Raw genomic sequence first — 20564 nt, 5'->3', positions numbered from 1 at the left:
CTTACTTTAGTGTGAGACTCTTGATACTTTTGCTGCTCCCGGTACCATTCCTAAGAACACTATCGGGTCGCCACCGCATCAAGCGCCCACACTTATCGGCTGTAAATTTTTAAAGATCGATCGCGAAAGCGCCGTTAAAACTGCTCAACTACCGGCTTCTTTCTGCGTTGCTGCGTCAGCAGCAGAGAAACGAGATTATGAAGACTGTCTGGCGATCTGTCAACAGGTTTTTTTACTTCGTTCAACCTGCCGCTCAACTTCGAATCACCCGCAGACCCAGCCGCCACAAGGCTTTCGCCCCAGGCTTCCCGTCTCCCCGCGCCTTCATCGAAAGCGCGAAAGACCGGAATTCTAGTCACGCAGATGACATCTTGCAAGCGGTTTTTTGACCGGCTAGTAAAGTCGGGCTGACCATGGCTCGCCTGCTCCATAGCGCAGTCGTCATAGTGCTTCCGGTCGATGCCTTCCGGCTGTGCAGCAACGACGATCCTGCATCGCACCGGGGCCCATTCGGTGCGCTCCTGCTGCCCAATCCGATGGCGCGCACGGAACCGACTAGAATATGGGGTTCTCTGCACCCAAACTCACAGATTTATGCGCTCGCGAATCGCCAAACGCCTTCCTCCTGACGCCGACAAACTCGTCGGCCTCTCGCTCGCCCTGTTCGCCTCGGGCAGCCGCACCGAAGACCGCTTCTGGGAGGCAAAGCTCGACACGCTGCTAGCGAAGGTCGTGCGCAACGGCAATCAGACCACACTCGACGCCGCGCTCGATCATCTGCAGCAGAATCATCCGGACGCCTACGGCGCGCTCGCCGACATGGCTGAGACGCACAGCGAGTCGTTCATCGTCGAACACGACGGCGCGCAATACGAGGCGCTGCTCGTCGCCGCGCCGGTGCTGGCCTGGACGCGCTATGTCATCCCTTCGGGCCCGCTGAAGGCCGACGGCGCCGACGCCCTGCGCACCCATCTTCAGGCCCATGTGCTGGCGAACGGCACGCGCGTGGCGATGGCCCCCTATCTCTATAGCATCGACCAGTTGCCGCGCCACCATGTCGAAACCTGGCGCCTCGCACAACAGCTTACCCAGGCGGCATTGAGCGGCGCGCCGGCGAAAATCAGCTCGGGCGAACTGCCGGAAACGTCGCCGATCCTCGCCGATCCGCGTTTCCTGCTCGCCGTCGTCGCCGCGCCCGTTGGCGCCCCGCTCTTCCGCTGGCAAGAAGAGGAACACGGCTCGCGCATCGAGCGCGGTCAATGCCTGGAACAATGGGCTACCCAGGGCGGCGCCAACCTTGCCGTCGTCATGCCAGGATGCGAGTTCGAATGCCTGCTGCCGGACGCCTACTACTCTGCCTGCCGTGACGCGGATGAGCGCGTGCGCCCGCACACGATCCGCACCGCCGTGCGCTATCTGCTCGACACGATCGGCGCGGGCGCGCAGGACTTGCGCGCCGTCGTCGCCGGGTTCGGCGAGCGCCGTATCGACGAATACCGCATCGGCTTCACGAAGCGCGGCAGCAATGACGTGCTGTACGGCGTGGTCTGGCCGCTCTATGGCCGCGAGAACGGCGACGCCGACATCGACGAAGAGCCGACCGAGGAGAGTGTCAGCAGCGGTCCGCTCGAAGAGATCGTTGCGCTGCTGAAGGAATCGGGCATCACCGATATCCGTCGTCACGCTGGCCGCTTCGAGCCGGAATACTGCGATGACTGCGGCGTGCCGCTCTATGCGGATCCACTCGGCGAGATCGTCCACGCCGAGATGCCAGAAGATGCTGAGCCCGTACAGCCACATTTCCACTAGGACAACGCCCAAATTCCTACCCGGTCCCGCCTGTGTGCGGGACTTTTTTTTGCCCTATGTCTTATGCCTTTTGGACAGGCCGCCAGCGCGCAACCTTTTTGTCATCATGGTGCTGCTGGTCTGGTTCACCGCCGAGTAGAAGCGGTGCGCATTTCACAATATTGCGAGAGGCCGTTACGAAAGGAGGGCATATCCATGCGGTTCGTTGTACTCAATCCGGACGCCGAAAGGCGCGAAGGACTCAAGGCGCTGTTAAGACAAATCGACCGTCGCGCACGCTTCAATGATGCGCCGGACTGGCGCAGCGCTGAGCGCGCCTTGCAACGGTTCACCCCCAACCTGATCGTGATCGACTGGCACGACGACATCCGTGCCGGCGAACTGCGCCACTTTGTCATGCGGCACCGCAGCTTGCCCGTCGCCATACTGGTTGACAGCGCCGAGACGCCCACGACTGTGCGCGCGCTCATCAACGAAGGCGCCCGCGGCGTCATCCGGCGCACAACGGACTCCGTCCTGATTGTGAAGTTTCTGGAACTCATCATGCTTGGTGGCGATCATCTGCCGGCCGACGTGCTCGGTCCATGCACGCCATGGCCGCTGCCGCCCCGGCGCGATGCCCAGGCCGCCGCACAGGCCCGCAAGGTACGTCCGAAGGTGGACCTGTCACCACGACAGGAGCAGATCCTTCGCTGCGTCCATATGGGCAATACGAACAAGATGATCGCGAGAGCGCTCGGCATCAGCGAGGGCACGGTGAAAGTCCATCTGACAAGCATCTTTCAGCAGCTCGGCGCGCCCAATCGCGCGGCAGCCGTCGCGATCTACAACGGATTGCTCGCGAACCAGCTGCAAGTGCTGCGCGCAGAATGCGAGCGGGCGGCGAAGCCCAGGCACGGCGAGCACGGTCCGGTGCCATTGCGCGCACGCGACGCTCTTGCGCATCGCTATCCGTTGCTGTCAGGCGACAGTGCGGCTCCCCTACCCATCGCGGCGGAGCCAGTGACGCCCTATGGCGACCTCGCCGCGGCGCAGCAGATGCGCCCCGTCGACGTCGGCGAGGCCAGTGAGAGCACGGAGGAGGAAGCCCTGGTGCTCGCTCGCGCACACGGCTCGCCTTCCAACGAGTAATATGAAGCACATGGGGTTCCTATTTACGCCGCTTCCGTTCTGGGTTGCTATCGGTGCCTGGGTTGTCACCGTGGGGCTGCTCGCGCTCGCGCTATGGAAGAACCCCTTCAAGCGTCTGCAGGACGCCACGCTCCAGCACGTGTGGCTTGCGATCGTCGTCGCAATCTCCGTGCTGTGGGCAAGTAATGCGTGGCTCGAAGACGGCACCGTGCTGCACCTGCTCGGCGCCACACTCGTGGTCACGCTATTCGACTGGGGGCTCGCGCTCGTCGCCATGGGCGTCGTCGTCGGGCTCGCCGCACTGGTCTTCGACGCCCCCTGGGAAGGCGTCGCCCTCACCTTCCTGATATTCGGCGCCTTCCCTGTCGCGATTTCGGCGCTACTGCAGCGCGCCTGCACCGCGTGGCTGCCGCGCAACCTCTTCATGTTCATCGTCGGCCAGGGTTTCGTGTCGCCAGCCATCGCCGTTTCGGCGGCGGCCTATCTCGCGCTCGGCACCCATGTGGCGCTCAACGGCGGATCGGCGATCACCGTGCCCGCAGGCTATGCATTCAGCGTATTTCTACTCGCTTCGGGCGAAGCCTGGTTCACAGGTATGGCAACGGCGCTGATCGCCGTCTACCGGCCGGCCTGGGTCACCACGTACGACGTGCGTCGCTATCGCCTGGGCGGCCCGCGAACCTGAACGCTGCCTCAGCCAGACGCCCCACCGCCAGCAACGTGGCGACGGCGCGACCGCACGTCGCGCTCGGCCGCAAGCGCATACGCAGCAGCGCTTGCGCCGATCCCACTGCTCTGACAGAAGAAAATAATTGTTTCCGGATTGAACTCAAGCTGGCTGGGCTGCATCTTACGGTGCCTGACGTCTCATCCCTCATCCCTAGCAAGCAGATGGACTGCAACCATGCATCTCGCCGGCTGTTGTTCGTAGCCGGTCAACTGGCGGCGTGCGCCGCGAGCCTCATGCTCATCGCCGCGCCAGCCGCGCAGGCCGATCAACTCGATCAACACAACGATCTCGTCAAGCAGTTCGTCACCCAGATGCACGCGGACCCGCTAGTCGCGGACTGCGCGGCGCACGGCGACTTCGTCGCAAGCACATCGCAAGCGCTCGATCACGTCGAGTTTCCGCCCAGTTCGTTCGACAGCGCGCATGCGAGCGTGACGCCGTGGAACGACTCGTTCGACGAAGGCAAGCAGCGCGTAAAGGTCGATACGATCGTGACAGTCGACGGCATCGGCATTCCCAAAGAAAGCGGCAACTCGCCCTATGACCTGAAGTTTCGCTGCGGCTATGTCGGGCAGCAGATGCTCGCGTTCAGCTGGAACGATCCGGTCCCGCCGGCGCACGCACGCAGCGAGCGCGGCACGGCGTCGAGCGGCGCCCATGGAAAGGGCAAGCATTCGACCAGGAAGGCCACTGGCAACGGTTCGAAAAAAACGCCTGCGAATAAGTCGAGCCACAAAACGTCGACGAGCAGCACGAAGTCGTCCAGCAAATCGACGACGACAAAATCCATTGCGAAAAAAGCGACTTCAAAGAAGAAGACGACGGCCAACTGAACCCGTCGGTGTTCTCGACGCGAAAAAGGGGGAAACGGCCTGGCCGTTTCCCCCTTTTCTTGATGTCTGCGCGGCGAAGACGCGTGTTACGCAAACGCCTCCACGTGATGCAGGATGGCCTGCAGCATCGCAGCGCCAAGCGCGGCGCTACGCTCACCGTTCCAACCTACGCGTTCGTCGGGCAGATTGGCGTTGTCCTTGAACGGCATCTCGAGCGTGAGCGACAGGCAGCCGTAGCGATGGCCGATGTACTTCGACGCGAGTTTGAGCGCATCTTCGCGGTAGCGGCTCGCCTCGTAGCCGTGCTGATCCTGGAAGTCGGGGCTCGCCACCTTGAACGCCTCGATGAACGCCTTCTGCTCCGCGCGTTGCTGATCGGTAAAGCCAGGCAGCATTTCCGAGCCCGCCACGAACACATAGGGCAGCGTCTCGTCGCCGTGGATGTCGAAGAAGAGATCGACGCCCGTGGCTTCGATCGCATCGCGCACGACCAGCACTTCGGGACTACGCTGCGCGTCCGGCGCCATCCACTCGCGGTTCAGGTTCGCGCCCACGGCGTTGGTACGCAAATTCCCGTGCACGCTGCCGTCCGGATTCATGTTCGGCACGATATGGAACACGGCGCGGTCGTAAAGCTTGCGCGCGACCGGATCGCCAGCCCAGTCGCCCCAACCGGCGAGCCGCTTGACCAACCCTTCGACGAACCACTCGGCCATGCTCTCACCCGGATGCTGGCGCGCGATGATCCAGACCGTCTTCTTGGGCTTGCCGTCGGGCGCGGTGTCGCCCGGCATGCCAAGCGAGAGCAGCGACATGGGGCGGCCCTCGACGCTCTGGCCGAGTTCCGTCAGTGTGGCGTGCGGCAGTTGCTGAAGCGCGCCGAGGAACTCCGAGTGACGCTCTTCGCTATACGGCTCGAAGTACGCGTAGTAGATGCTGTCGAAGTCGGGCGTGTGGTCGATGACGAGTTCCTTCCCGTCATACGAGGTCGGCACGCGGAACCAGTTCACGCGGTCGTAGCTCGCCGCGGCCTGGTAATCGCGCCAGCCCTCGGGAAATGCGCAGGCCGACGCGTTCTCGAACGTCATCACGCAACGTTCGCCGCGCGCGCCCGAGAGGCGGAAGTAGAACCATTGCGCGAACTCGGACTGGTTATCCGCTCGCACGCGCAGACGGATGTCGTCGGCGCGCTCGCACGACAGGACCTCGATCGCGCCCGCATCGAAATGGCTGGAGATGGCAATCGTCATGGTGTTTTCCTTCCCGCTTGCTTGTTCATTTACTCGGCGATGCGCCGACGAAATACATAGGTCGAATCGTTCGATGCATCCGCATCGAACGCGTAGCCTTCCACGTCGAACGCCTTGAGCGCCTCGGGCTCCGCCACGCGGTTCTCGACGGCATAACGCGCCATCAAGCCGCGCGCGCGCTTCGCGTGGAAGCTGATGATCTTGTAGCGCCCACCCTTCCAGTCTTCGAATACCGGCGTGATCACAGGCGCGGCGAGCTTCTTCGGCTTTACGGCCTTGAAGTACTCGTTCGACGCGCAGTTCACCAGCACGCGCGCACCCTTCGCCGCTTTCGCCTGGTTGTGCTCGATCTGCGCATTGATCGCGTGCGTGATGCGCTCGCCCCAAAACGCGTAGAGATCCTTGCCGCGCGCATTTTCGAAACGCGTGCCCATTTCCAGGCGATAAGGCTGCAGCAGGTCGAGCGGACGCAGCAGGCCATAGAGCCCGGAGAGCACACGCACATGCTGTTGCGCATAGTCGAGATCCGCCGACGAGAGCGACTTCGCGTCGAAGCCTTCGTAGACATCGCCGTTGAACGCGAGCACGGCCTGCTTCGCGTTGGTCTGGCTGAACTGCTTCGACCAGTCGGCGTAGCGCTGGAAATTCAGGCGCGCGAGCGGGTCGGAAATGCTCATGAGCGAACCGATCTGCTGCGGCGAGAGGCGGCGCAAGCCCGCGATCAGCTCGGCTGCGTCGTCGACGAAATCGGGGATAGTGTGGGCTTCGATGTGCGCCGGCGTGTCATAGTCGAGCGATTTGGCCGGCGACAGAACGATTATCATAGAGGCTTGCAGGCACGATGTGCCGATGTTCAAAGGCGAAAGCCCGATTGTAGCGAATTCACGAATGACCGGCCTCACGCCCCCAACCGCAGCATCCCTCTCGCCCGCCGCCGCTCGCGCGCTCCCCGTGGTTCTCGACTCGAATGTCTGGCTCGATATCCTCGTGTTCGACGACGCGCACACGCGCCCCATTCGCGCGGCGCTCGAGCGCGGCGCGATCCAGGCGCTGATCGACGCGCGTTGCCAGGCCGAGTTGGCCCACGTGCTCGACTATCCGCAGTTCGCTGGCCGCGGCGTCGCGAAAGCGGACGCGCTCGCGGCGCTGGCCGGCCTCGTCGAACTGATCGAGCTGCCCGGGCTTGCCGCCGACGCGCGGCCCCTGCCCCAATGCCGCGACCGCGACGACCAGAAGTTTCTCGAACTGGCGCGCGCAAGCGGCGCACGGTGGCTCGTCTCGAAGGACCGCGCGGTGCTCAAGCTCGCGAAGCGCGTGGCGCGCGACTTTGGCTTTCGCATCGCAACGCCCGACGCCTTCGTCGCCGAATGCGTGCAAAGCGCTGCTCAAGCAGCGCAGGCCTGATGCCCCTGCATCACGGCGTGCGCGCCCGGCCTGACCACCGCAGCGGTGCCGATTTGCCTACAATCGGACTTTGACCCAACCCAACGCCCGACTCCCGCCCGCGACATGAACGCACCGCATCCCACGCAGAATTCGCAGGACACCCTGCTCACGCCCTCTTTTCCGTCGCGTCTGCCGAACGTCGGCACGACGATCTTCACCGTGATGAGCGCGCTCGCCGCCGAAAAGGGCGCGGTCAACCTGGGCCAGGGCTTTCCCGACTTCGATTGCGACGGGCGCATCGTCGACGCCGTCTCGCAAGCCATGCGCGAGGGTCACAACCAGTACCCGCCGATGGCAGGCATCGCCGCGCTACGCGAAGCGATCGCGGACAAGATCGAGCACGTGTACGGCCGCCGCTACGACGCCAATAGCGAGATCACGGTGACGGCCGGCGCCACGCAAGCGCTCCTCACGGCGATTCTCGCGACCGTGCACGCGGGCGACGAAGTGATCGTGGTCGAGCCGACCTACGACAGCTATTTGCCGTCGATCGAACTGGCGGGCGGCAAGCCCGTGTTCGTGACGCTCGAAGCGCCCGACTACGCGATTGCGTTCGACCGCCTCGCCGCGGCCATCACGCCGAAAACGCGCCTCATCCTCATCAATACGCCGCACAACCCCACGGGCACGGTGTGGCGCGCCGAGGACATGCAAAAGCTCGAGGAGATCGTGCGCGGCACCAACGTGCTGATCCTCTCCGACGAGGTCTACGAGCACATGGTCTACGACGGCCAGCCGCACGAAAGCGTGGCGCGCTATCCGGAGCTGGCCGCGCGCAGCTTCATCGTGTCGAGCTTCGGCAAGACCTATCACGTGACGGGATGGAAGGTGGGCTATGTCGCCGCGCCCGCGCCGCTCACGGCCGAGTTCCGCAAGGTGCACCAGTTCAACGTCTTCACCGTGAACACGCCGATGCAGTTCGGCCTGGCGCAGTATCTGCGTGATCCGAAGCCGTATCTGGAACTGCCCGCGTTCTACCAGAAGAAGCGCGACTTCTTCCGCGCCGGACTCGCCAACACGCGCTTCAAGCTGCTGCCGTGCGAAGGCACCTACTTCCAGTGCGTGGACTATTCGGCGATCAGCGATCTGCCCGAAGCGGAATTCTCGAAGTGGCTCACTGCGGAGATCGGCGTGGCCGCCATTCCGGTGTCGGCGTTCTATCACGAGGCGCACGAATCGGGCGTCGTGCGCTTTTGCTTCGCCAAGCAGGAAAGCACGCTCGCGACCGCGCTCGAGCGGCTTGCGCGGCTCTGATGTCGTGCGCGCGCGATGAATCCACGAACGGCAGTGCGTTCCCGATCATCGCGCGCAACAACGTGCAAAACGCCGCAACGCTTACGAGTTCGCCTCGATATACGCCTTGCGGTCCGCGTTGACGCGCTGCGCCGTCGGGCGTTCACCGATCAGCTTGATATACGTTTTCCAGTCGATACCCACGTCGGCGAGGAAATCGCTACCGTAGACGGCCTGCGTCGCGCGGCCCACGAGCGGCAGGCTCACGAACGCCGCCGCATCGGCCACGCCGAACTGCTCGCCCGCCACGTAAGGCGCGAACTTCGCGATCCGCCTGAAGGCCGCCACGTAACGGCGCAGCCGCTTTTCCATGGTCGCTTTGACCTCGTCCGTCACCTTGCTGCCGAAGAACGCCTCGCCATACAGCTCACGCGCGTTCAACTCCAGATGCGTTTCGATGAAAACGATGAGTTCGCGCTCCTTCGCTGCCTGCCACGGATCCGCCGCGAAAATGTGCTTCTCTGGAAAGCGCGCTGCCAGATACTCGACGATCACTTCCGACTCGCACAAAAAGCCCTGCTCCGTTTCGATATAAGGCACCTTGCCGGCCGGCGACTGCGCGAGCTGCGCCTCTTCGAGCGGCAGCTTGTTCGGCAGCTCCTCGAACGCGATGCCGTGCTCGAGCAGCAGAAGCTTGACCTTGTTGTAGTAATTCGAAAGCGCGAAACCGTGCAGCTTGATCATCCTCGTTGCCTCCTTCAGAGAGGCAGCTCCCTTTTCGGAACTGCCGAACCGTTTTCATAAAATTGTACGACCGTGCTATTCTAGGCCAATCATGGAGCCAGGCTTCCAATGACTTCACATCATTTCAACATTGAGACAATCGGCATCGTCGGCACCGGCGCGATGGGCCGCGGCATCGCCCAGATCGCTGCGCAGGCAGGCCTCGCGGTGCGCCTCTACGACACGAACCCGCAGGCGGTCGCCGCCGCGCGCGATTATCTCGCCGACACCTTCGCGAAACTCGCGGCAAAAGGCAAGCTCGATGAGGCTGCCGCCAACGCCGCGCTCGAACGCGTGAGCGGCGCGCATACGATCGATGAACTCGCGGTCTGCGATCTCGTGATCGAGGCGATCGTCGAGAATCTCGAGGCCAAGCGCACGCTCTTTCGCGAGCTCGAAAGCGTGGTGAGCGAGCGTTGCCTGCTCGTTTCGAACACCTCTTCGCTTTCCATTACCGCCATCGCTGCCGCGTGCAGCGATGCATCGCGTGTGGCGGGCTATCACTTCTTCAACCCCGTGCCGCTCATGAAGGTGGTCGAAGTGATCGACGGCCTGCGCAGCGATCCCGCCGCTGGCGACGCGCTCATGGCGCTCGCGCGCCGCATGGGCCACACGCCAGTGCGCGCGAAGGACATGCCCGGCTTCATCGTCAATCACGCGGGCCGCGGCATGAATACCGAAGGCCTGCGCGTGGCGGGCGAAGGCGTAGCGAGCTTCGTCGAGATCGATCGCATCATGCGCGAACAGGCTGGCTTTCGCCTCGGACCGTTCGAGTTGCTCGACCTCACCGCCCTCGATGTCTCGCATCCGGTGATGGAGTCGATCTATCACCAGTTCTATGAGGAGCCGCGCTTCACGCCCTCCCCCATCACGGGTGTGCGGCTCGCAGGCGGCCTCGTTGGCCGCAAAGCCGGTGAAGGCTTCTATCGCTATGTCGATGGCAAGCAGCAGGCGCCCGACGAGCCCGCAGCGCCCACGGCGCTGCCTGCGCGCGTCTGGGTGAGCCGCCGCAACGCCGCCGCGCGTGACGCCGTGCTCGCGCTCGCAGTAAAAGCGGGTGTGGCCGTCGACGAAAGCGATACGCCGGCAGCCGGTTCGCTGATCGTCGTCGCGCCGCTCGGCCTCGACGCCACGACCTCCGCGCTCGACGAGCAGCTCGACGCGAGCCGCGTCGTCGCCGTCGACACGCTGTTCCCGCTCGACACCGCGAAGCGCCGCACGCTGATGACGACGCCCGCCACCACGCGCGAAGCCCGCGACGCGGGCCACGCGCTCTTCGCCGCCGACGGCGTGCCGGTCACCGTGATCCGCGATTCGACGGGCTTTGTCGCGCAGCGTATCGTCGCGACGATCGTCAACATCGGTTGCGACATCGCGCAAAAACAAATCGCCACGCCCCGTGACATCGACCTCGCGGTCACGCTGGGTCTCGGCTACCCGCGCGGCCCGCTCGCGCTCGGCGACGCGCTGGGCGCGCGCACGATCCTCACGATCCTGCGCAACATCCACACCGTGCTCGGCGATCCGCGCTATCGCCCGTCGCCGTGGCTCGCGCGCCGCGCGCAGCTCGGCCTTTCGCTGACGCAAGCAGACGCAGCAGACATCAACGCATCGAACGAGGCACCGCAATGAGCGCCGAACTCCTCAGCACCCGCCCGCGAGGCCACGAATCGACACTCGTCCTCACGCTGTCGAACCCCGGCGCACGCAACGCGCTGCATCCCGACATGTACGCCGCTGCCGTCGAAGCCTTCGACACCGCCGAGCGCGATTCGTCATTGCGCGCAATCGTCCTCACGGGCGCCGACAACTTCTTCTGTGCGGGCGGCAACCTCAACCGCCTGCTCGAAAACCGCGCGAAGGACCCGTCGGTGCAGGCCGCCAGCATCGACATGCTCGCTGCGTGGGTCACCGCGATGCGCCAGTCGAGCAAGCCGATCATCGCGGCCGTGGAAGGCGCGGCCGCCGGCGCGGGCTTCTCGCTCGCACTCGCCGCCGACCTGCTCGTCGCCGCCGACGATGCGAAGTTCGTCATGGCCTATTCGCGCGTAGGCCTGACGCCCGATGGTGGCGGTTCGTGGTTCCTCGCGCGCTCGCTGCCGCGCGCCCTCGCGTTCGAGCTGATGGTGGAAGGCAAGCCGATCGGCGCGGCGCGTCTCGCGGAACTGGGCGTCGTGAACCGGCTCTCGAAGCCGCAATCGGCGCTCGATACGGCGCTTGCCTGGGCCGACGAACTCGCGAAGATCTCGCCGAATTCGGTGGCGCGCATCAAGGGTTTGACGAACGTCGCCGACGCGCAGCCGCTCGAAGCACAGCTCGCTGCGGAGCGCGACAGTTTCGTCGCGTCGCTGCATCACCGCGACGGCCTCGAAGGCATTACTGCGTTCCTCGAAAAACGCGCCCCTGTCTACAAGTGAACCGGCTTCAATCCGCACGAGCGACACACCCATGACCGAGTACCCGTTGCCCGCGCGCCGGCGCCTCTACGTGATGCGTCACGGCGACGTCACCTACTTCGACGAGACCGGTCGCGCAATCGACCCGGACACCGTGTCGCTCAACGAGAACGGCCGCGCCCAGGCCACCGCCGCCGGCGCAGCGTTCGCCTTGCAGGGGGTGCGTTTCGACCGCGTGATCGTGAGCGGACTGCGCCGCACGGTCGAGACCGCGCAGCGCGTGCTCGCGGCAAGCGGTCAGTCGATCGAACTCGAAGTGCAGAGCGCGTGGGAGGAGATTCGCGGCGGCCGTCTCGCCGCCATTCCTCCCGCTGAAGTCGAAAACGCCTTTCTGCGCGTGTTCGACGGCATCGTGCCGGAAGACACGCGCTTTCTCGGCGGCGAGACCATCGGCGAGCTGCTCGACCGCGTGCTGCCGCCGCTCGATGCGCTGCGCGCCGACCTCACGTGGGACTCGGCGCTGCTCGTGCTGCACGGCGGCGTAAACCGCGCGATTCTCTCGCATGCAATCACGGCGGGCGGACGCGCATTCTTCGGCCATCTCGCGCAGGCCACGGGCTGCATCAACGCACTCGATGTCGGCGCCGCGCCGCGAGACTGGGTCGTGCGCATGCTCAACTACGCTCCGCCCTCACCGCTGCATCGCGACACCCGCAACACGACGATGGAGATGCTGTACGCGCAATACCTGCGCTATAGACCGCGCGGCTGACGCGCGGCGACCCACAGGAGAATCAGGAGAAGGGAGACGAATATGGCGCAAGCCACCCCGGATGGAGACACGAAAAACAACGCGCAAACGCGCCCCGACTACTCGGCGTTCGAAGGCACGCGCCCGGTTGCCGAGCGCCAGCGCTTCGACACCGAAGCGCTGAGCGCCTGGCTCGCCGCTCACGTGGAAGGCTTCCAGGGCCCCCTCACGATCGAGCAGTTCGCCGGCGGCCAGTCGAACCCGACGTTCAAGCTCGTCACCCCCGGCCGCACCTATGTGATGCGCGCGAAGCCAGGACCCAAGGCGAAGCTGCTGCCGTCCGCGCACGCGATCGAACGCGAATACCGCGTGATGGATGCGCTCGCCGCAACCGATGTCCCGGTCGCAAAGATGCTCGCGCTCTGCGACGACGAGGCGGTGATCGGCCGCGCGTTCTACGTGATGGAGTTCGTCGAGGGGCGCGTGCTCTGGGACCAGTCGCTGCCCGGCATGACGCGCGAGCAGCGCGGCGCGATCTACGACGAGATGAATCGTGTGATCGCCGCGCTCCACAACGTGACGCCCAACGCCGTGGGCCTCGCCGACTACGGCAAGCCAGGCAATTATTTCGCACGCCAGATCGATCGCTGGAGCCGCCAGTATCAGGCCTCGGAAACGGAGCGCATCGACGCCATGCATCACCTGATCGAATGGCTGCCGCAGCACACGCCCGACGATGCGGGCTCGCGCGTATCGGTCGTGCATGGCGACTACCGGCTCGACAACCTGATCTTTCATCCGAGCGAGCCGCGCGTGCTGGCCGTGCTCGACTGGGAGCTCTCCACGCTCGGCGACCCGCTCGCCGACTTCTCGTATCACTGCATGGCCTGGCACGTCGATCCCGCGCAGTTTCGCGGCATTGCCGGCCTCGACTGGCAGGCGCTCGGCATACCCGACGAGGCGCAGTACGTTGCGCGCTATTGCGAGCGCACCGGCCTCGAGATTCGCGGCGACTGGAACTTCTATCTTGCGTACAACATGTTCCGGATCGCGGCGATCCTGCAGGGCATCATGAAACGCGTCGTGGACGGCACAGCCGCGAGCGCGCAGGCCATCGACGCCGGCCGCCGCGCGAGGCCCATGGCGGAACTCGCCTGGCGCTACGCGCAGAAGGTGCGCTGAAACCCCGTTCGAGAACGACTCACTTTTCACTGTCACTGCATCGCATTGCGAGGTCACCGATGAATTTCGATTACTCCCCGAAAGTGCAGGCCCTGCGCGAGAAACTGCTCGCGTTCTTCGACGAACACATCTATCCGAACGAAGCCATCTTCCACGAGGAAGTCGAGCGCAATCGCGCGAACGGCAATGCGTGGGTGCCGACGGAGATCGTCGAGCAGTTGAAGGAAAAAGCTCGCGCGGCCGGGCTATGGAACCTGTTCCTGCCCGCCTCCGAACGCGGCGCGGGTCTCACGAACCTCGAATACGCGCCGCTGTGCGAGATCATGGGCCGCGTGCACTGGGCGCCTGAAGTATTCAACTGCAGCGCGCCCGACACCGGCAACATGGAAACCATCGAGCGCTATGGCAGCGAGGCGCACAAGCAGCAATGGCTCACGCCGCTGCTGGCAGGGCAGATCCGCTCTGCCTTCCTGATGACCGAGCCCGACGTGGCCTCGTCGGACGCGACGAACATCCAGACGCGCATCGAGCGCGACGGCGACGACTACGTGATCAACGGCACGAAGTGGTGGTCGTCGGGCGCGGGCGACCCGCGCTGCGCGATCTACATCCTGATGGGCAAGACCGACCCCGATGCGCCGCGCCATGCTCAACAGTCGATGATCCTCGTGCCGTCGGATACGGCCGGCATCACCGTGCGCCGCCCGCTCACCGTGTTCGGCTACGACGACGCGCCGCACGGCCATATGGAGATCACGCTCGAAAACGTGCGCGTGCCGGCTTCGAACATTCTGCTCGGTGAAGGCCGCGGGTTCGAGATCGCGCAAGGGCGGCTCGGACCGGGCCGCATTCACCACTGCATGCGTCTCATCGGCCTCGCGGAACGCGCGCTCGAATTCATGGCGAAACGCGCCCTCTCCCGCGTGGCGTTCGGCAAGGCGGTCGCCCAGCAAACGGTCACGCAGGAGCGCATCGCCGAAGCGCGCTGCATGATCGAGCAGGCCCGCCTGCTCACGCTCAAGACCGCGTACATGATGGACACCGTCGGCAACAAGGGCGCGCGCGGCGAGATCGCCATGATCAAGGTGGTGGCGCCGAACATGGCCTGCCAGGTGATCGACTGGGCCATGCAGGTGCACGGCGCGGCGGGCGTGAGCGGCGACTTCCCGCTCGCGTACTCGTACGCTTCGGCGCGCACGCTGCGCTTCGCGGACGGCCCCGACGAAGTGCACCGCAACGCCATCGCCAAGCTCGAACTCGCTCGCCATATGGACGCGGGCGCGGCATCGCGCGTGGAAATGCCGGTCACGCGCTCGTAAGTCCGCGCGAGTCCACGTAAGTCCACAAGCGCAGCAGGGGCGCTCTTGCGCCCTCTGCGAGCGACGCCGATCTATGCTAATTTGCGCCAGATCGGGCGTCGCGCAAGACTATCCAGACTTTCGCGGCGCCTTCTTTCATGGTGCCAAGGAGCCACGATGATCGACGTCTACAGCTGGGCCACGCCGAACGGTCACAAAGTCCATATCATGCTCGAGGAAACCGGCCTCGAATACCGGGTGCATCCGGTCGATATCGGCGCGGGCGACCAGTTCAAGCCCGAATTCCTCGCCATCAGCCCGAACAACAAGATTCCCGCCATTACCGACTCCGAAGGCCCGCGCCGCGCCGACGGCCAGCCGTTCTCGCTGTTCGAGTCGGGCGCGATCCTGATCTATCTCGCCGCGAAAACCGGCCGCTTCATGCCTGAAGACCTCGCGGCGCGCTACGACGTGCTGCAATGGGTGATGTTCCAGATGGGCGGCCTCGGCCCCATGCTCGGCCAGGCACACCACTTCCGCATCTACGCGCCCGAGACGATCGAGTATGCGGTCAATCGCTACACGAACGAGGCGAAGCGGCTCTACAACGTGATGGAAACGCAGTTGGAAAAGACCGAGTATCTGGCCGGGGACGAGTACACCATCGCGGATATCGCCGCATTCCCGTGGACGCGCTCCTGGCAAAACCAGGGCATCGATCTCGATTCGCTGCCCAACGTGAAGCGCTGGCACGAAACGATCGCCGCGCGGCCGGCGGTCAAGCGCGGCGTGGAAGTGCTCGCCAATGCGCGCAAGCCGCTCATGGATGAGAAGGCGAAGGAGATGCTGTTCGGCGCGACGCAGTACGCCAGACACTAACGCATTACGCGGAAATCCGCGCAAAATCAAAGGGGCGCCCGCCGTGCAACGGAGCGCCCCTTTTCGTTGAGCACGCAATCAAACTAGAAGTAGTGCCGCGTGATGAACTCGGCCACGCATGCGGGCCGCTCGCTGCCTTCGCGCTCGATGCTCACATCCCACACGACTTGCACGCCGCCGCCCTCCACGTCGCTCACTTCTTTCACCGCGATGCGTGCACGCACCTTCGCGCCCACGGGCACCGGCTGCGTGAAGCGCACGCGGTTGAGCCCGTAGTTCACGCCCATGCGCTGACGCATGTGCAGCGTCCCTCCGAGCAGCACGGGAATCAGCGAAAGCGTGAGAAAGCCGTGCGCGATCGGGCCGCCAAACGGCGACTCGCGGCGCGCACGTTCGGCGTCGATATGGATCCACTGGTGGTCGCCCGTGGCGTCGGCAAAACCGTGCACGTCCGCCTCGCTCACCTCGCGCCAGCCGCTCACGAGCGGCCCTGCGCCGATCAGCACGCGCAACGCCGCCGCGTCGGCAATCTGCATGACATCGCTTTCGCTCACGCTACGCTCCCTGGATGGCGAAGGCCGAACAGCGCCTTCGAACGCACGGTCACGATCAGCTCGCCGTGCTGGTTGTGTCCTTCCCACTGCGTTTCGACGATACCGCGATCGGGCTTGCTCGCCGAGACGCGCTTGCTCAGGATCGCGTTCGTCATCGTCAGCGTGTCGCCCACGCGCGTGGGCTTGAGCCAGCGAATCTCGTCGACGCCGGGCGAGCCCATCGAGGTCGAGTCCCTGAGAAAGTTGCGTACGAGCATGCCCATCATGACCGAGCAGGTATGCCAGCCGCTCGCGACGAGCCCGCCGAACATCGACGCCTCGCCGCCCGCCTCGCTCATGTGGAATGGTTGCGGATCGAACTGCTCCGCGAATTGCACCACCTCGTCACGCCCAAAGGTGTGCGAACCGACCACATAGCGCTTGCCCACTTCGAGATCTTCGTAACTCACGCCCATCCGTTTTCTCCGCCGATGTTGCCCGTTGTTGCCTGCTGCCGCCACGCGTTACGCTGCTGCCTGCGCGAAACCGGGCAGCGATGCGAAGCGTTCGAGGTGGTGATCGACATCGCCGAGCGTCGTTTCGATGATCGCGAGACGCTTGAACAGATGCGCGGCCGCCACTTCGTTGGTGACGCCCATGCCGCCGTGCAGCTGCACGGCCTGCTGGCCGATGAAACGCGCCGCCTGCCCCACGCGCACCTTCGCTGCCGAGATCGCGCGGCGCCGCTCTTCGGCCGACTCGCTACTGTAACGCGCGGCGGCCAGGTAAGTCAGCGAGCGGGCCTGCTCGGCGTGGATCAGCATCTCTGCCATACGGTGCTGCAGCGCCTGGAAGCGCGCGATCGGCACACCGAACTGTTGACGCGTCTTCGTGTATTCGACCGTGGCGTGGTTGAGCGCGTCCATGGCTCCCACGGCTTCTGCGCACAGCAGGAACGTGGCGTAGTCGGCAATCTTCTCCCACGTCGCCGCGCCGGCATGCTCGTCGCCAAGACGGCGCGCGTGCGCTTCGTTGAAGGTCAGCGTCGCAGCGCGTTGGCCGTCGATCGTGCGGTAATCGCCCACCTCGACACCGTGCGCATCGCGCGCGACGACGAAGAGCGCAACCTCGCCCGCGAAGCGCGCCGGCACGATCCAGTGGTCGGCCTGGGCGCCGTGCTGCACGACCGATTTCGTGCCGGTGAGCGCGAAGCCGTCGCCCGTCTCCTTCGCCTGTGTTTCCAGCGAGAACAGGTCGTAGCGCGACGGCGGCTCGTGGAACGCGGCAGCGAGCTTGATCTCGCCCGAGGCGACGCGTTCGAGCAGCGCTGCGCTTTCCGGTTCGGCCGCACCGCCCGCGAGCTTGAGCGCCTCGACGCCCACCGCGGTTGCCCAGTACGGCTCGACCGCGAGCGCGCGGCCCAGCTCCTGCATGACGACGAGCATGTCGAATGGCGCGCCGTCGAAGCCGCCCTGCGCCGCCGGCACCGGCAGCGCGGTCAGTCCCAGTTCGACGAACGCGTTCCAGTGCTGGTCCGAAACGCCGGCCGGTGTCTTCACGATCGCCTGGCGTGCTTCGAAGCCGTAGTTCTTGTCGAGATAGCGACGCAGCGCGTCGGCGAGTTGCTGTTGTTCTTCGGTGAAATTGAAGTTCATGGCGCCGCTCCTCAAATCCCCAGAATCATCTGCGAGATGATGTTCTTCTGAATTTCGTTCGACCCGCCGTAGATCGACGTCTTGCGATAGTTGAAGTAGTACGCCGCGAGCGGGGCCGCGTCGTCGTCGCCGCCGGCCGCGTGTTCGTGCTCGCCCTCGAGGTAGGCCGGGTCGAACGGCGCTGCAAGCGGGCCGACCGCGTCGACCATCAGCTCGGTCAGCGCCTGCTGGATCTCCGTACCCTTGATCTTGAGCATCGACGCTTCGGGACCGGGGCCGCGTCCGCCCTCCGCGCTCGCGATCACGCGCTCGGCGGTCACTTCCAGCGCCATCAGCTCGATCTCGACGGCGGCCACGCGCGCCGCGAATACGGGATCTTCGAGCAGCGGTTTGCCATGCTTCTTCTGCCTGAGCGCAACGCTCTTGAGGAAGGCGAGTTCGCGGTTCGACGCGCCCACGCGCGCGATGCCCGTGCGCTCGTGGCCGAGCAGATACTTCGCGTAAGTCCAGCCGCGGTTCTCGTCGCCGACGAGATTTTCGACCGGCACCTTCACGTCTTCGAAAAAGACTTCGTTGACCTCATGGTCTTCATCGAGCGTGATGATCGGACGCACGGTGATGCCGGGCGTTTTCATGTCGATGAGGAGAAACGAGATGCCTTCCTGCTTCTTGGCCGCAGGATCGGTGCGCACGAGGCAGAACATCATGTCGGCGTGCTGGCCGAGCGTGGTCCAGGTCTTCTGCCCGTTCACGACGTAGTGATCGCCTTCACGAACTGCGCGTGTACGCAACGATGCGAGGTCCGATCCCGAGCCCGGTTCGGAGTACCCCTGACACCACCAGTCTTCACCGGAAAGGATGCGCGGCAGATAGCGGCGCTTCTGGGCCTCGTTGCCGTACTTCATGAGCACGGGGGCGACCATCGACACGCCGAAGGGCAGCACCGGCGGCGCGCCGATGCGTCCGCACTCGGCGTCCCAGATGTGGCGTTGCGCTTCGGTCCAGCCTGGGCCGCCCCATTGCGCGGGCCACGCGGGCGCGGACCAGCCCTTCTTGCCTAGCAGCTTGTGCCAGTTGGCAATGTCGTCGCGCGAGAGGCGTTTGTGGTTGAGAACCTTGTCGCGCATCGCTTGAGGCAGATTGGCCTCGAGCCAGGCGCGGATTTCGGCGCGAAATGCGTCGTCAGCGGGGGTGTAGTCCAGATCCATGCGCAATGTCTCCTGGCCGCGGCCGGTGCGAGCGAACCTCGCGCCGCGGCGAAGACCCGCATGGCGTTATTGCAGCGGACCCTTCAACGCGGCCGGAACCGGCAGCGGCATCACATCGATGCCTTCTTCGACGAGAGCTTGCGCATCGTCCGCGGAAGCGACTCCACGGATATTGCGCGACGGCGCTTCGTTGTAGTGAATGCGCCGCGCCTCCTCGACGAAACGGTCGCCTACGTTCTCCGTCTTCTCGAGGACCTCGCGGATCACACGCATCGCATGCGCCTGCCATTGCGCTGCCTGCTCGTGCGGCGACGCTTTCGGCGTTTCGCTCGCGCCGGACAGGTTCAGCCGGGGCGCGGACGGCAAGCGGGTCACATGGGTGGCGCCGCACATCGGACATTCGACCAGCTTGCGGGACAGTTGCGACTCGAAGTCGTCAACCGAGGCGAACCAGCCTTCAAACCGATGGCCGTCTGGACACTGTAAATCGAGGACCTTCATGGGGAATCGAGGCTTGCGATGAGTTTAGCGCAAATCGTAAATTTGTGAACGACCGTTCGAAAAAATTCCTGCGGCCAGCCACCGGGACTTTCCCGGGGGTTCGATTGTAGCGCCGCGCGGGCGGGCGCGCTGAAGGTGCTTCAGGTGTACCTGCGCTTGGGGTGCGCGTAGAAGCGACAACGGCGGCCACAAGGGCCGCCGCTGCTCAGGAATCCGCTGCCGGGTAGCGTGTCAGCCCTGCTCAGCGTTCGCGAGCGGCCACGCGCCCGACAGCGCCTTTTCGAGCCAGAACGTGCCGATGATTGTCTTCACGTCGGTGATCTTGCCCGTGCGCACCCATTCGAGCAGTTCCGGAACCCTCGCCGTGAAGGTTTGGAGAAACTCGCCGTCGTCGAGTTGCGCCGCGCCCGCGGTCAGCCCGCGTGCGAGGTAAATGTCGATGAACTCGGTCGAGTACGAGATCACGGGATGGATCTGCGCGAGATAGACATACTCGCGCGCCGTATAGCCCGTCTCCTCCTTGAGCTCGCGGATCGCACAGGCGAGCGCGCCCTCCTGCGGGTCGAGCTTGCCTGCCGGGAATTCGGTCATCACACGCGAGAGCGGATAGCGGTACTGGCGCTCCATCAGCACGCGGCCGTCGTCGAACAGCGGGATGACCATCACCGCGCCAGGATGCTGCACGAACTCGCGCGTCGCATGCTTGCCGTCCGGCAGCGCAACGGTGTCGCGCTTCAGGGTAAGAAAATTACCGGCGTAGAGCGTCGTGCTTTCCACGCACGTCTCGGCGAGCGCCGGGTCGTGTTGATGATGTTCAGCCATAGTCAGCCTCGTGGGTGCTCAGGAAATTCGGGAAGCCGCGCGCGCGCCGCTTGAAGTGAAACCGGCCAGACTGCGGCCGGACTGCGGGTCGCACCGCGCGTGCCGGCCGCGGGCCGGCCACGCG

Annotated in this window: 22 protein-coding genes; 12 read left to right on the top strand and 10 right to left on the bottom strand. The window is 64.8% G+C overall.

Annotated elements, in window-relative coordinates:
* Positions 1-134 precede the first annotated feature (134 nt).
* On the bottom strand, positions 135-431 hold the full coding sequence (locus tag AB3X99_RS12240) for a hypothetical protein (RefSeq protein ID WP_368617035.1): 297 nt from the start codon (positions 429-431) through the stop codon (positions 135-137).
* 163 nt (positions 432-594) lie between these two features.
* Between AB3X99_RS12240 and AB3X99_RS12235 the strand changes: the two genes are divergently transcribed.
* From AB3X99_RS12235 to AB3X99_RS12220, 4 genes are all read left to right on the top strand, one after another.
* On the top strand, positions 595-1809 hold the full coding sequence (locus AB3X99_RS12235; protein ID WP_133182136.1) for a DUF2863 family protein: 1215 nt from the start codon (positions 595-597) through the stop codon (positions 1807-1809).
* A 195-nt stretch (positions 1810-2004) separates the two neighbouring features.
* Complete coding sequence (locus tag AB3X99_RS12230; RefSeq protein ID WP_069265253.1) at positions 2005-2940, top strand: response regulator transcription factor; 936 nt, start codon at positions 2005-2007, stop codon at positions 2938-2940.
* A gap of 10 nt (positions 2941-2950) precedes the next feature.
* Complete coding sequence (locus tag AB3X99_RS12225) at positions 2951-3625, top strand: energy-coupling factor ABC transporter permease (RefSeq protein WP_069265487.1); 675 nt, start codon at positions 2951-2953, stop codon at positions 3623-3625.
* A gap of 206 nt (positions 3626-3831) precedes the next feature.
* Positions 3832-4503 carry a BspC domain-containing protein gene (locus AB3X99_RS12220; RefSeq protein ID WP_342947969.1) on the top strand — a complete coding sequence of 224 codons (672 nt, stop codon included), beginning with the start codon at positions 3832-3834 and terminating at the stop codon, positions 4501-4503.
* Between the two features lie 86 nt (positions 4504-4589).
* Here AB3X99_RS12220 and AB3X99_RS12215 read toward each other — a convergent pair whose 3' ends face one another.
* Together AB3X99_RS12215 and yaaA are read right to left on the bottom strand one after the other, a co-directional pair.
* Positions 4590-5753: a M14-type cytosolic carboxypeptidase gene (locus AB3X99_RS12215; protein WP_069265255.1), complete on the bottom strand. Its 1164-nt coding sequence runs from the start codon at positions 5751-5753 to the stop codon at positions 4590-4592.
* Between the two features lie 29 nt (positions 5754-5782).
* A complete protein-coding gene (gene yaaA / locus AB3X99_RS12210) occupies positions 5783-6577 on the bottom strand; it encodes a peroxide stress protein YaaA (protein WP_069265256.1) in 795 nt (264 codons plus the stop codon).
* A gap of 64 nt (positions 6578-6641) precedes the next feature.
* On the opposite strand from yaaA, the gene AB3X99_RS12205 reads away from it, so the two are divergent.
* The gene (locus tag AB3X99_RS12205; protein ID WP_368617034.1) at positions 6642-7157 is read left to right on the top strand and encodes a putative toxin-antitoxin system toxin component, PIN family; all 516 of its coding nucleotides are present in this window, start codon (positions 6642-6644) and stop codon (positions 7155-7157) included.
* Between the two features lie 105 nt (positions 7158-7262).
* Positions 7263-8453, top strand: a complete 1191-nt coding sequence (locus AB3X99_RS12200; protein ID WP_368606359.1) for a pyridoxal phosphate-dependent aminotransferase — start codon at positions 7263-7265, stop codon at positions 8451-8453.
* An 81-nt stretch (positions 8454-8534) separates the two neighbouring features.
* Here AB3X99_RS12200 and AB3X99_RS12195 read toward each other — a convergent pair whose 3' ends face one another.
* On the bottom strand, positions 8535-9176 hold the full coding sequence (locus tag AB3X99_RS12195) for a glutathione S-transferase (protein WP_342947965.1): 642 nt from the start codon (positions 9174-9176) through the stop codon (positions 8535-8537).
* Positions 9177-9284: 108 nt separating this feature from the next.
* Between AB3X99_RS12195 and AB3X99_RS12190 the strand changes: the two genes are divergently transcribed.
* The 6 genes from AB3X99_RS12190 (at position 9285) to AB3X99_RS12165 (ending at position 15721) form a co-directional block, all read left to right on the top strand.
* On the top strand, positions 9285-10847 hold the full coding sequence (locus tag AB3X99_RS12190) for a 3-hydroxyacyl-CoA dehydrogenase (protein ID WP_368617033.1): 1563 nt from the start codon (positions 9285-9287) through the stop codon (positions 10845-10847).
* Entirely contained in the window at positions 10844-11632 is a 789-nt protein-coding gene (locus tag AB3X99_RS12185) for an oxepin-CoA hydrolase, alternative type (RefSeq protein ID WP_368617032.1), read from the top strand. Before AB3X99_RS12190 ends, AB3X99_RS12185 begins: the two co-directional genes overlap by 4 nt.
* A 31-nt stretch (positions 11633-11663) precedes the next feature.
* Entirely contained in the window at positions 11664-12383 is a 720-nt protein-coding gene (locus tag AB3X99_RS12180; protein WP_368617031.1) for a histidine phosphatase family protein, read from the top strand.
* A 42-nt stretch (positions 12384-12425) separates the two neighbouring features.
* A complete protein-coding gene (locus tag AB3X99_RS12175) occupies positions 12426-13544 on the top strand; it encodes a phosphotransferase (protein WP_368617030.1) in 1119 nt (372 codons plus the stop codon).
* 59 nt (positions 13545-13603) lie between these two features.
* On the top strand, positions 13604-14863 hold the full coding sequence (locus AB3X99_RS12170) for an acyl-CoA dehydrogenase (RefSeq protein WP_069265264.1): 1260 nt from the start codon (positions 13604-13606) through the stop codon (positions 14861-14863).
* A gap of 156 nt (positions 14864-15019) precedes the next feature.
* Positions 15020-15721 (top strand): glutathione binding-like protein, encoded by a 702-nt coding sequence (locus AB3X99_RS12165; RefSeq protein ID WP_368617029.1) that lies wholly within the window; start codon positions 15020-15022, stop codon positions 15719-15721.
* Positions 15722-15804: 83 nt separating this feature from the next.
* Here AB3X99_RS12165 and AB3X99_RS12160 read toward each other — a convergent pair whose 3' ends face one another.
* The 6 genes from AB3X99_RS12160 to AB3X99_RS12135 all read right to left on the bottom strand — a co-directional run bounded on the left by AB3X99_RS12160 (position 15805) and on the right by AB3X99_RS12135 (position 20440).
* Entirely contained in the window at positions 15805-16257 is a 453-nt protein-coding gene (locus tag AB3X99_RS12160) for a MaoC family dehydratase (protein WP_368617054.1), read from the bottom strand.
* 14 nt (positions 16258-16271) lie between these two features.
* A complete protein-coding gene (locus AB3X99_RS12155; RefSeq protein ID WP_368617028.1) occupies positions 16272-16730 on the bottom strand; it encodes a MaoC family dehydratase in 459 nt (152 codons plus the stop codon).
* A gap of 48 nt (positions 16731-16778) precedes the next feature.
* Positions 16779-17909, bottom strand: coding sequence for an acyl-CoA dehydrogenase family protein (locus AB3X99_RS12150; RefSeq protein ID WP_368617027.1), 1131 nt, complete (start codon positions 17907-17909; stop codon positions 16779-16781).
* A gap of 11 nt (positions 17910-17920) precedes the next feature.
* Positions 17921-19117, bottom strand: coding sequence for an acyl-CoA dehydrogenase family protein (locus AB3X99_RS12145; RefSeq protein ID WP_368617026.1), 1197 nt, complete (start codon positions 19115-19117; stop codon positions 17921-17923).
* A 66-nt stretch (positions 19118-19183) separates the two neighbouring features.
* Positions 19184-19618 carry a DUF1178 family protein gene (locus AB3X99_RS12140; protein ID WP_069265269.1) on the bottom strand — a complete coding sequence of 145 codons (435 nt, stop codon included), beginning with the start codon at positions 19616-19618 and terminating at the stop codon, positions 19184-19186.
* A gap of 231 nt (positions 19619-19849) precedes the next feature.
* Positions 19850-20440: an NUDIX domain-containing protein gene (locus tag AB3X99_RS12135; RefSeq protein ID WP_368617025.1), complete on the bottom strand. Its 591-nt coding sequence runs from the start codon at positions 20438-20440 to the stop codon at positions 19850-19852.
* Positions 20441-20564: the final 124 nt, after the last annotated feature.

The organism is Paraburkholderia sp. BR10882, from assembly GCF_040948855.1.
Classification (GTDB): Bacteria; Pseudomonadota; Gammaproteobacteria; order Burkholderiales; family Burkholderiaceae; genus Paraburkholderia; species Paraburkholderia nodosa_A.
The sequence above is the reverse complement of the archived record's forward strand: the minus strand, read 5'-3'. Positions and strand labels throughout refer to the sequence as shown.

Bases quoted from the DNA above. Each gene is read 5' to 3' on its own strand.
- AB3X99_RS12240 (WP_368617035.1), bottom strand. From the start codon at position 431: ATGGAGCAGGCGAGCCATGGTCAGCCCGACTTTACTAGCCGGTCAAAA.
- AB3X99_RS12235 (WP_133182136.1), top strand. From the start codon at position 595: ATGCGCTCGCGAATCGCCAAACGCCTTCCTCCTGACGCCGACAAACTC.
- AB3X99_RS12230 (WP_069265253.1), top strand. From the start codon at position 2,005: ATGCGGTTCGTTGTACTCAATCCGGACGCCGAAAGGCGCGAAGGACTC.
- AB3X99_RS12225 (WP_069265487.1), top strand. From the start codon at position 2,951: ATGGGGTTCCTATTTACGCCGCTTCCGTTCTGGGTTGCTATCGGTGCC.
- AB3X99_RS12220 (WP_342947969.1), top strand. From the start codon at position 3,832: ATGGACTGCAACCATGCATCTCGCCGGCTGTTGTTCGTAGCCGGTCAA.
- AB3X99_RS12215 (WP_069265255.1), bottom strand. From the start codon at position 5,753: ATGACGATTGCCATCTCCAGCCATTTCGATGCGGGCGCGATCGAGGTC.
- yaaA (WP_069265256.1), bottom strand. From the start codon at position 6,577: ATGATAATCGTTCTGTCGCCGGCCAAATCGCTCGACTATGACACGCCG.
- AB3X99_RS12205 (WP_368617034.1), top strand. From the start codon at position 6,642: ATGACCGGCCTCACGCCCCCAACCGCAGCATCCCTCTCGCCCGCCGCC.
- AB3X99_RS12200 (WP_368606359.1), top strand. From the start codon at position 7,263: ATGAACGCACCGCATCCCACGCAGAATTCGCAGGACACCCTGCTCACG.
- AB3X99_RS12195 (WP_342947965.1), bottom strand. From the start codon at position 9,176: ATGATCAAGCTGCACGGTTTCGCGCTTTCGAATTACTACAACAAGGTC.
- AB3X99_RS12190 (WP_368617033.1), top strand. From the start codon at position 9,285: ATGACTTCACATCATTTCAACATTGAGACAATCGGCATCGTCGGCACC.
- AB3X99_RS12185 (WP_368617032.1), top strand. From the start codon at position 10,844: ATGAGCGCCGAACTCCTCAGCACCCGCCCGCGAGGCCACGAATCGACA.
- AB3X99_RS12180 (WP_368617031.1), top strand. From the start codon at position 11,664: ATGACCGAGTACCCGTTGCCCGCGCGCCGGCGCCTCTACGTGATGCGT.
- AB3X99_RS12175 (WP_368617030.1), top strand. From the start codon at position 12,426: ATGGCGCAAGCCACCCCGGATGGAGACACGAAAAACAACGCGCAAACG.
- AB3X99_RS12170 (WP_069265264.1), top strand. From the start codon at position 13,604: ATGAATTTCGATTACTCCCCGAAAGTGCAGGCCCTGCGCGAGAAACTG.
- AB3X99_RS12165 (WP_368617029.1), top strand. From the start codon at position 15,020: ATGATCGACGTCTACAGCTGGGCCACGCCGAACGGTCACAAAGTCCAT.
- AB3X99_RS12160 (WP_368617054.1), bottom strand. From the start codon at position 16,257: ATGCAGATTGCCGACGCGGCGGCGTTGCGCGTGCTGATCGGCGCAGGG.
- AB3X99_RS12155 (WP_368617028.1), bottom strand. From the start codon at position 16,730: ATGGGCGTGAGTTACGAAGATCTCGAAGTGGGCAAGCGCTATGTGGTC.
- AB3X99_RS12150 (WP_368617027.1), bottom strand. From the start codon at position 17,909: ATGAACTTCAATTTCACCGAAGAACAACAGCAACTCGCCGACGCGCTG.
- AB3X99_RS12145 (WP_368617026.1), bottom strand. From the start codon at position 19,117: ATGGATCTGGACTACACCCCCGCTGACGACGCATTTCGCGCCGAAATC.
- AB3X99_RS12140 (WP_069265269.1), bottom strand. From the start codon at position 19,618: ATGAAGGTCCTCGATTTACAGTGTCCAGACGGCCATCGGTTTGAAGGC.
- AB3X99_RS12135 (WP_368617025.1), bottom strand. From the start codon at position 20,440: ATGGCTGAACATCATCAACACGACCCGGCGCTCGCCGAGACGTGCGTG.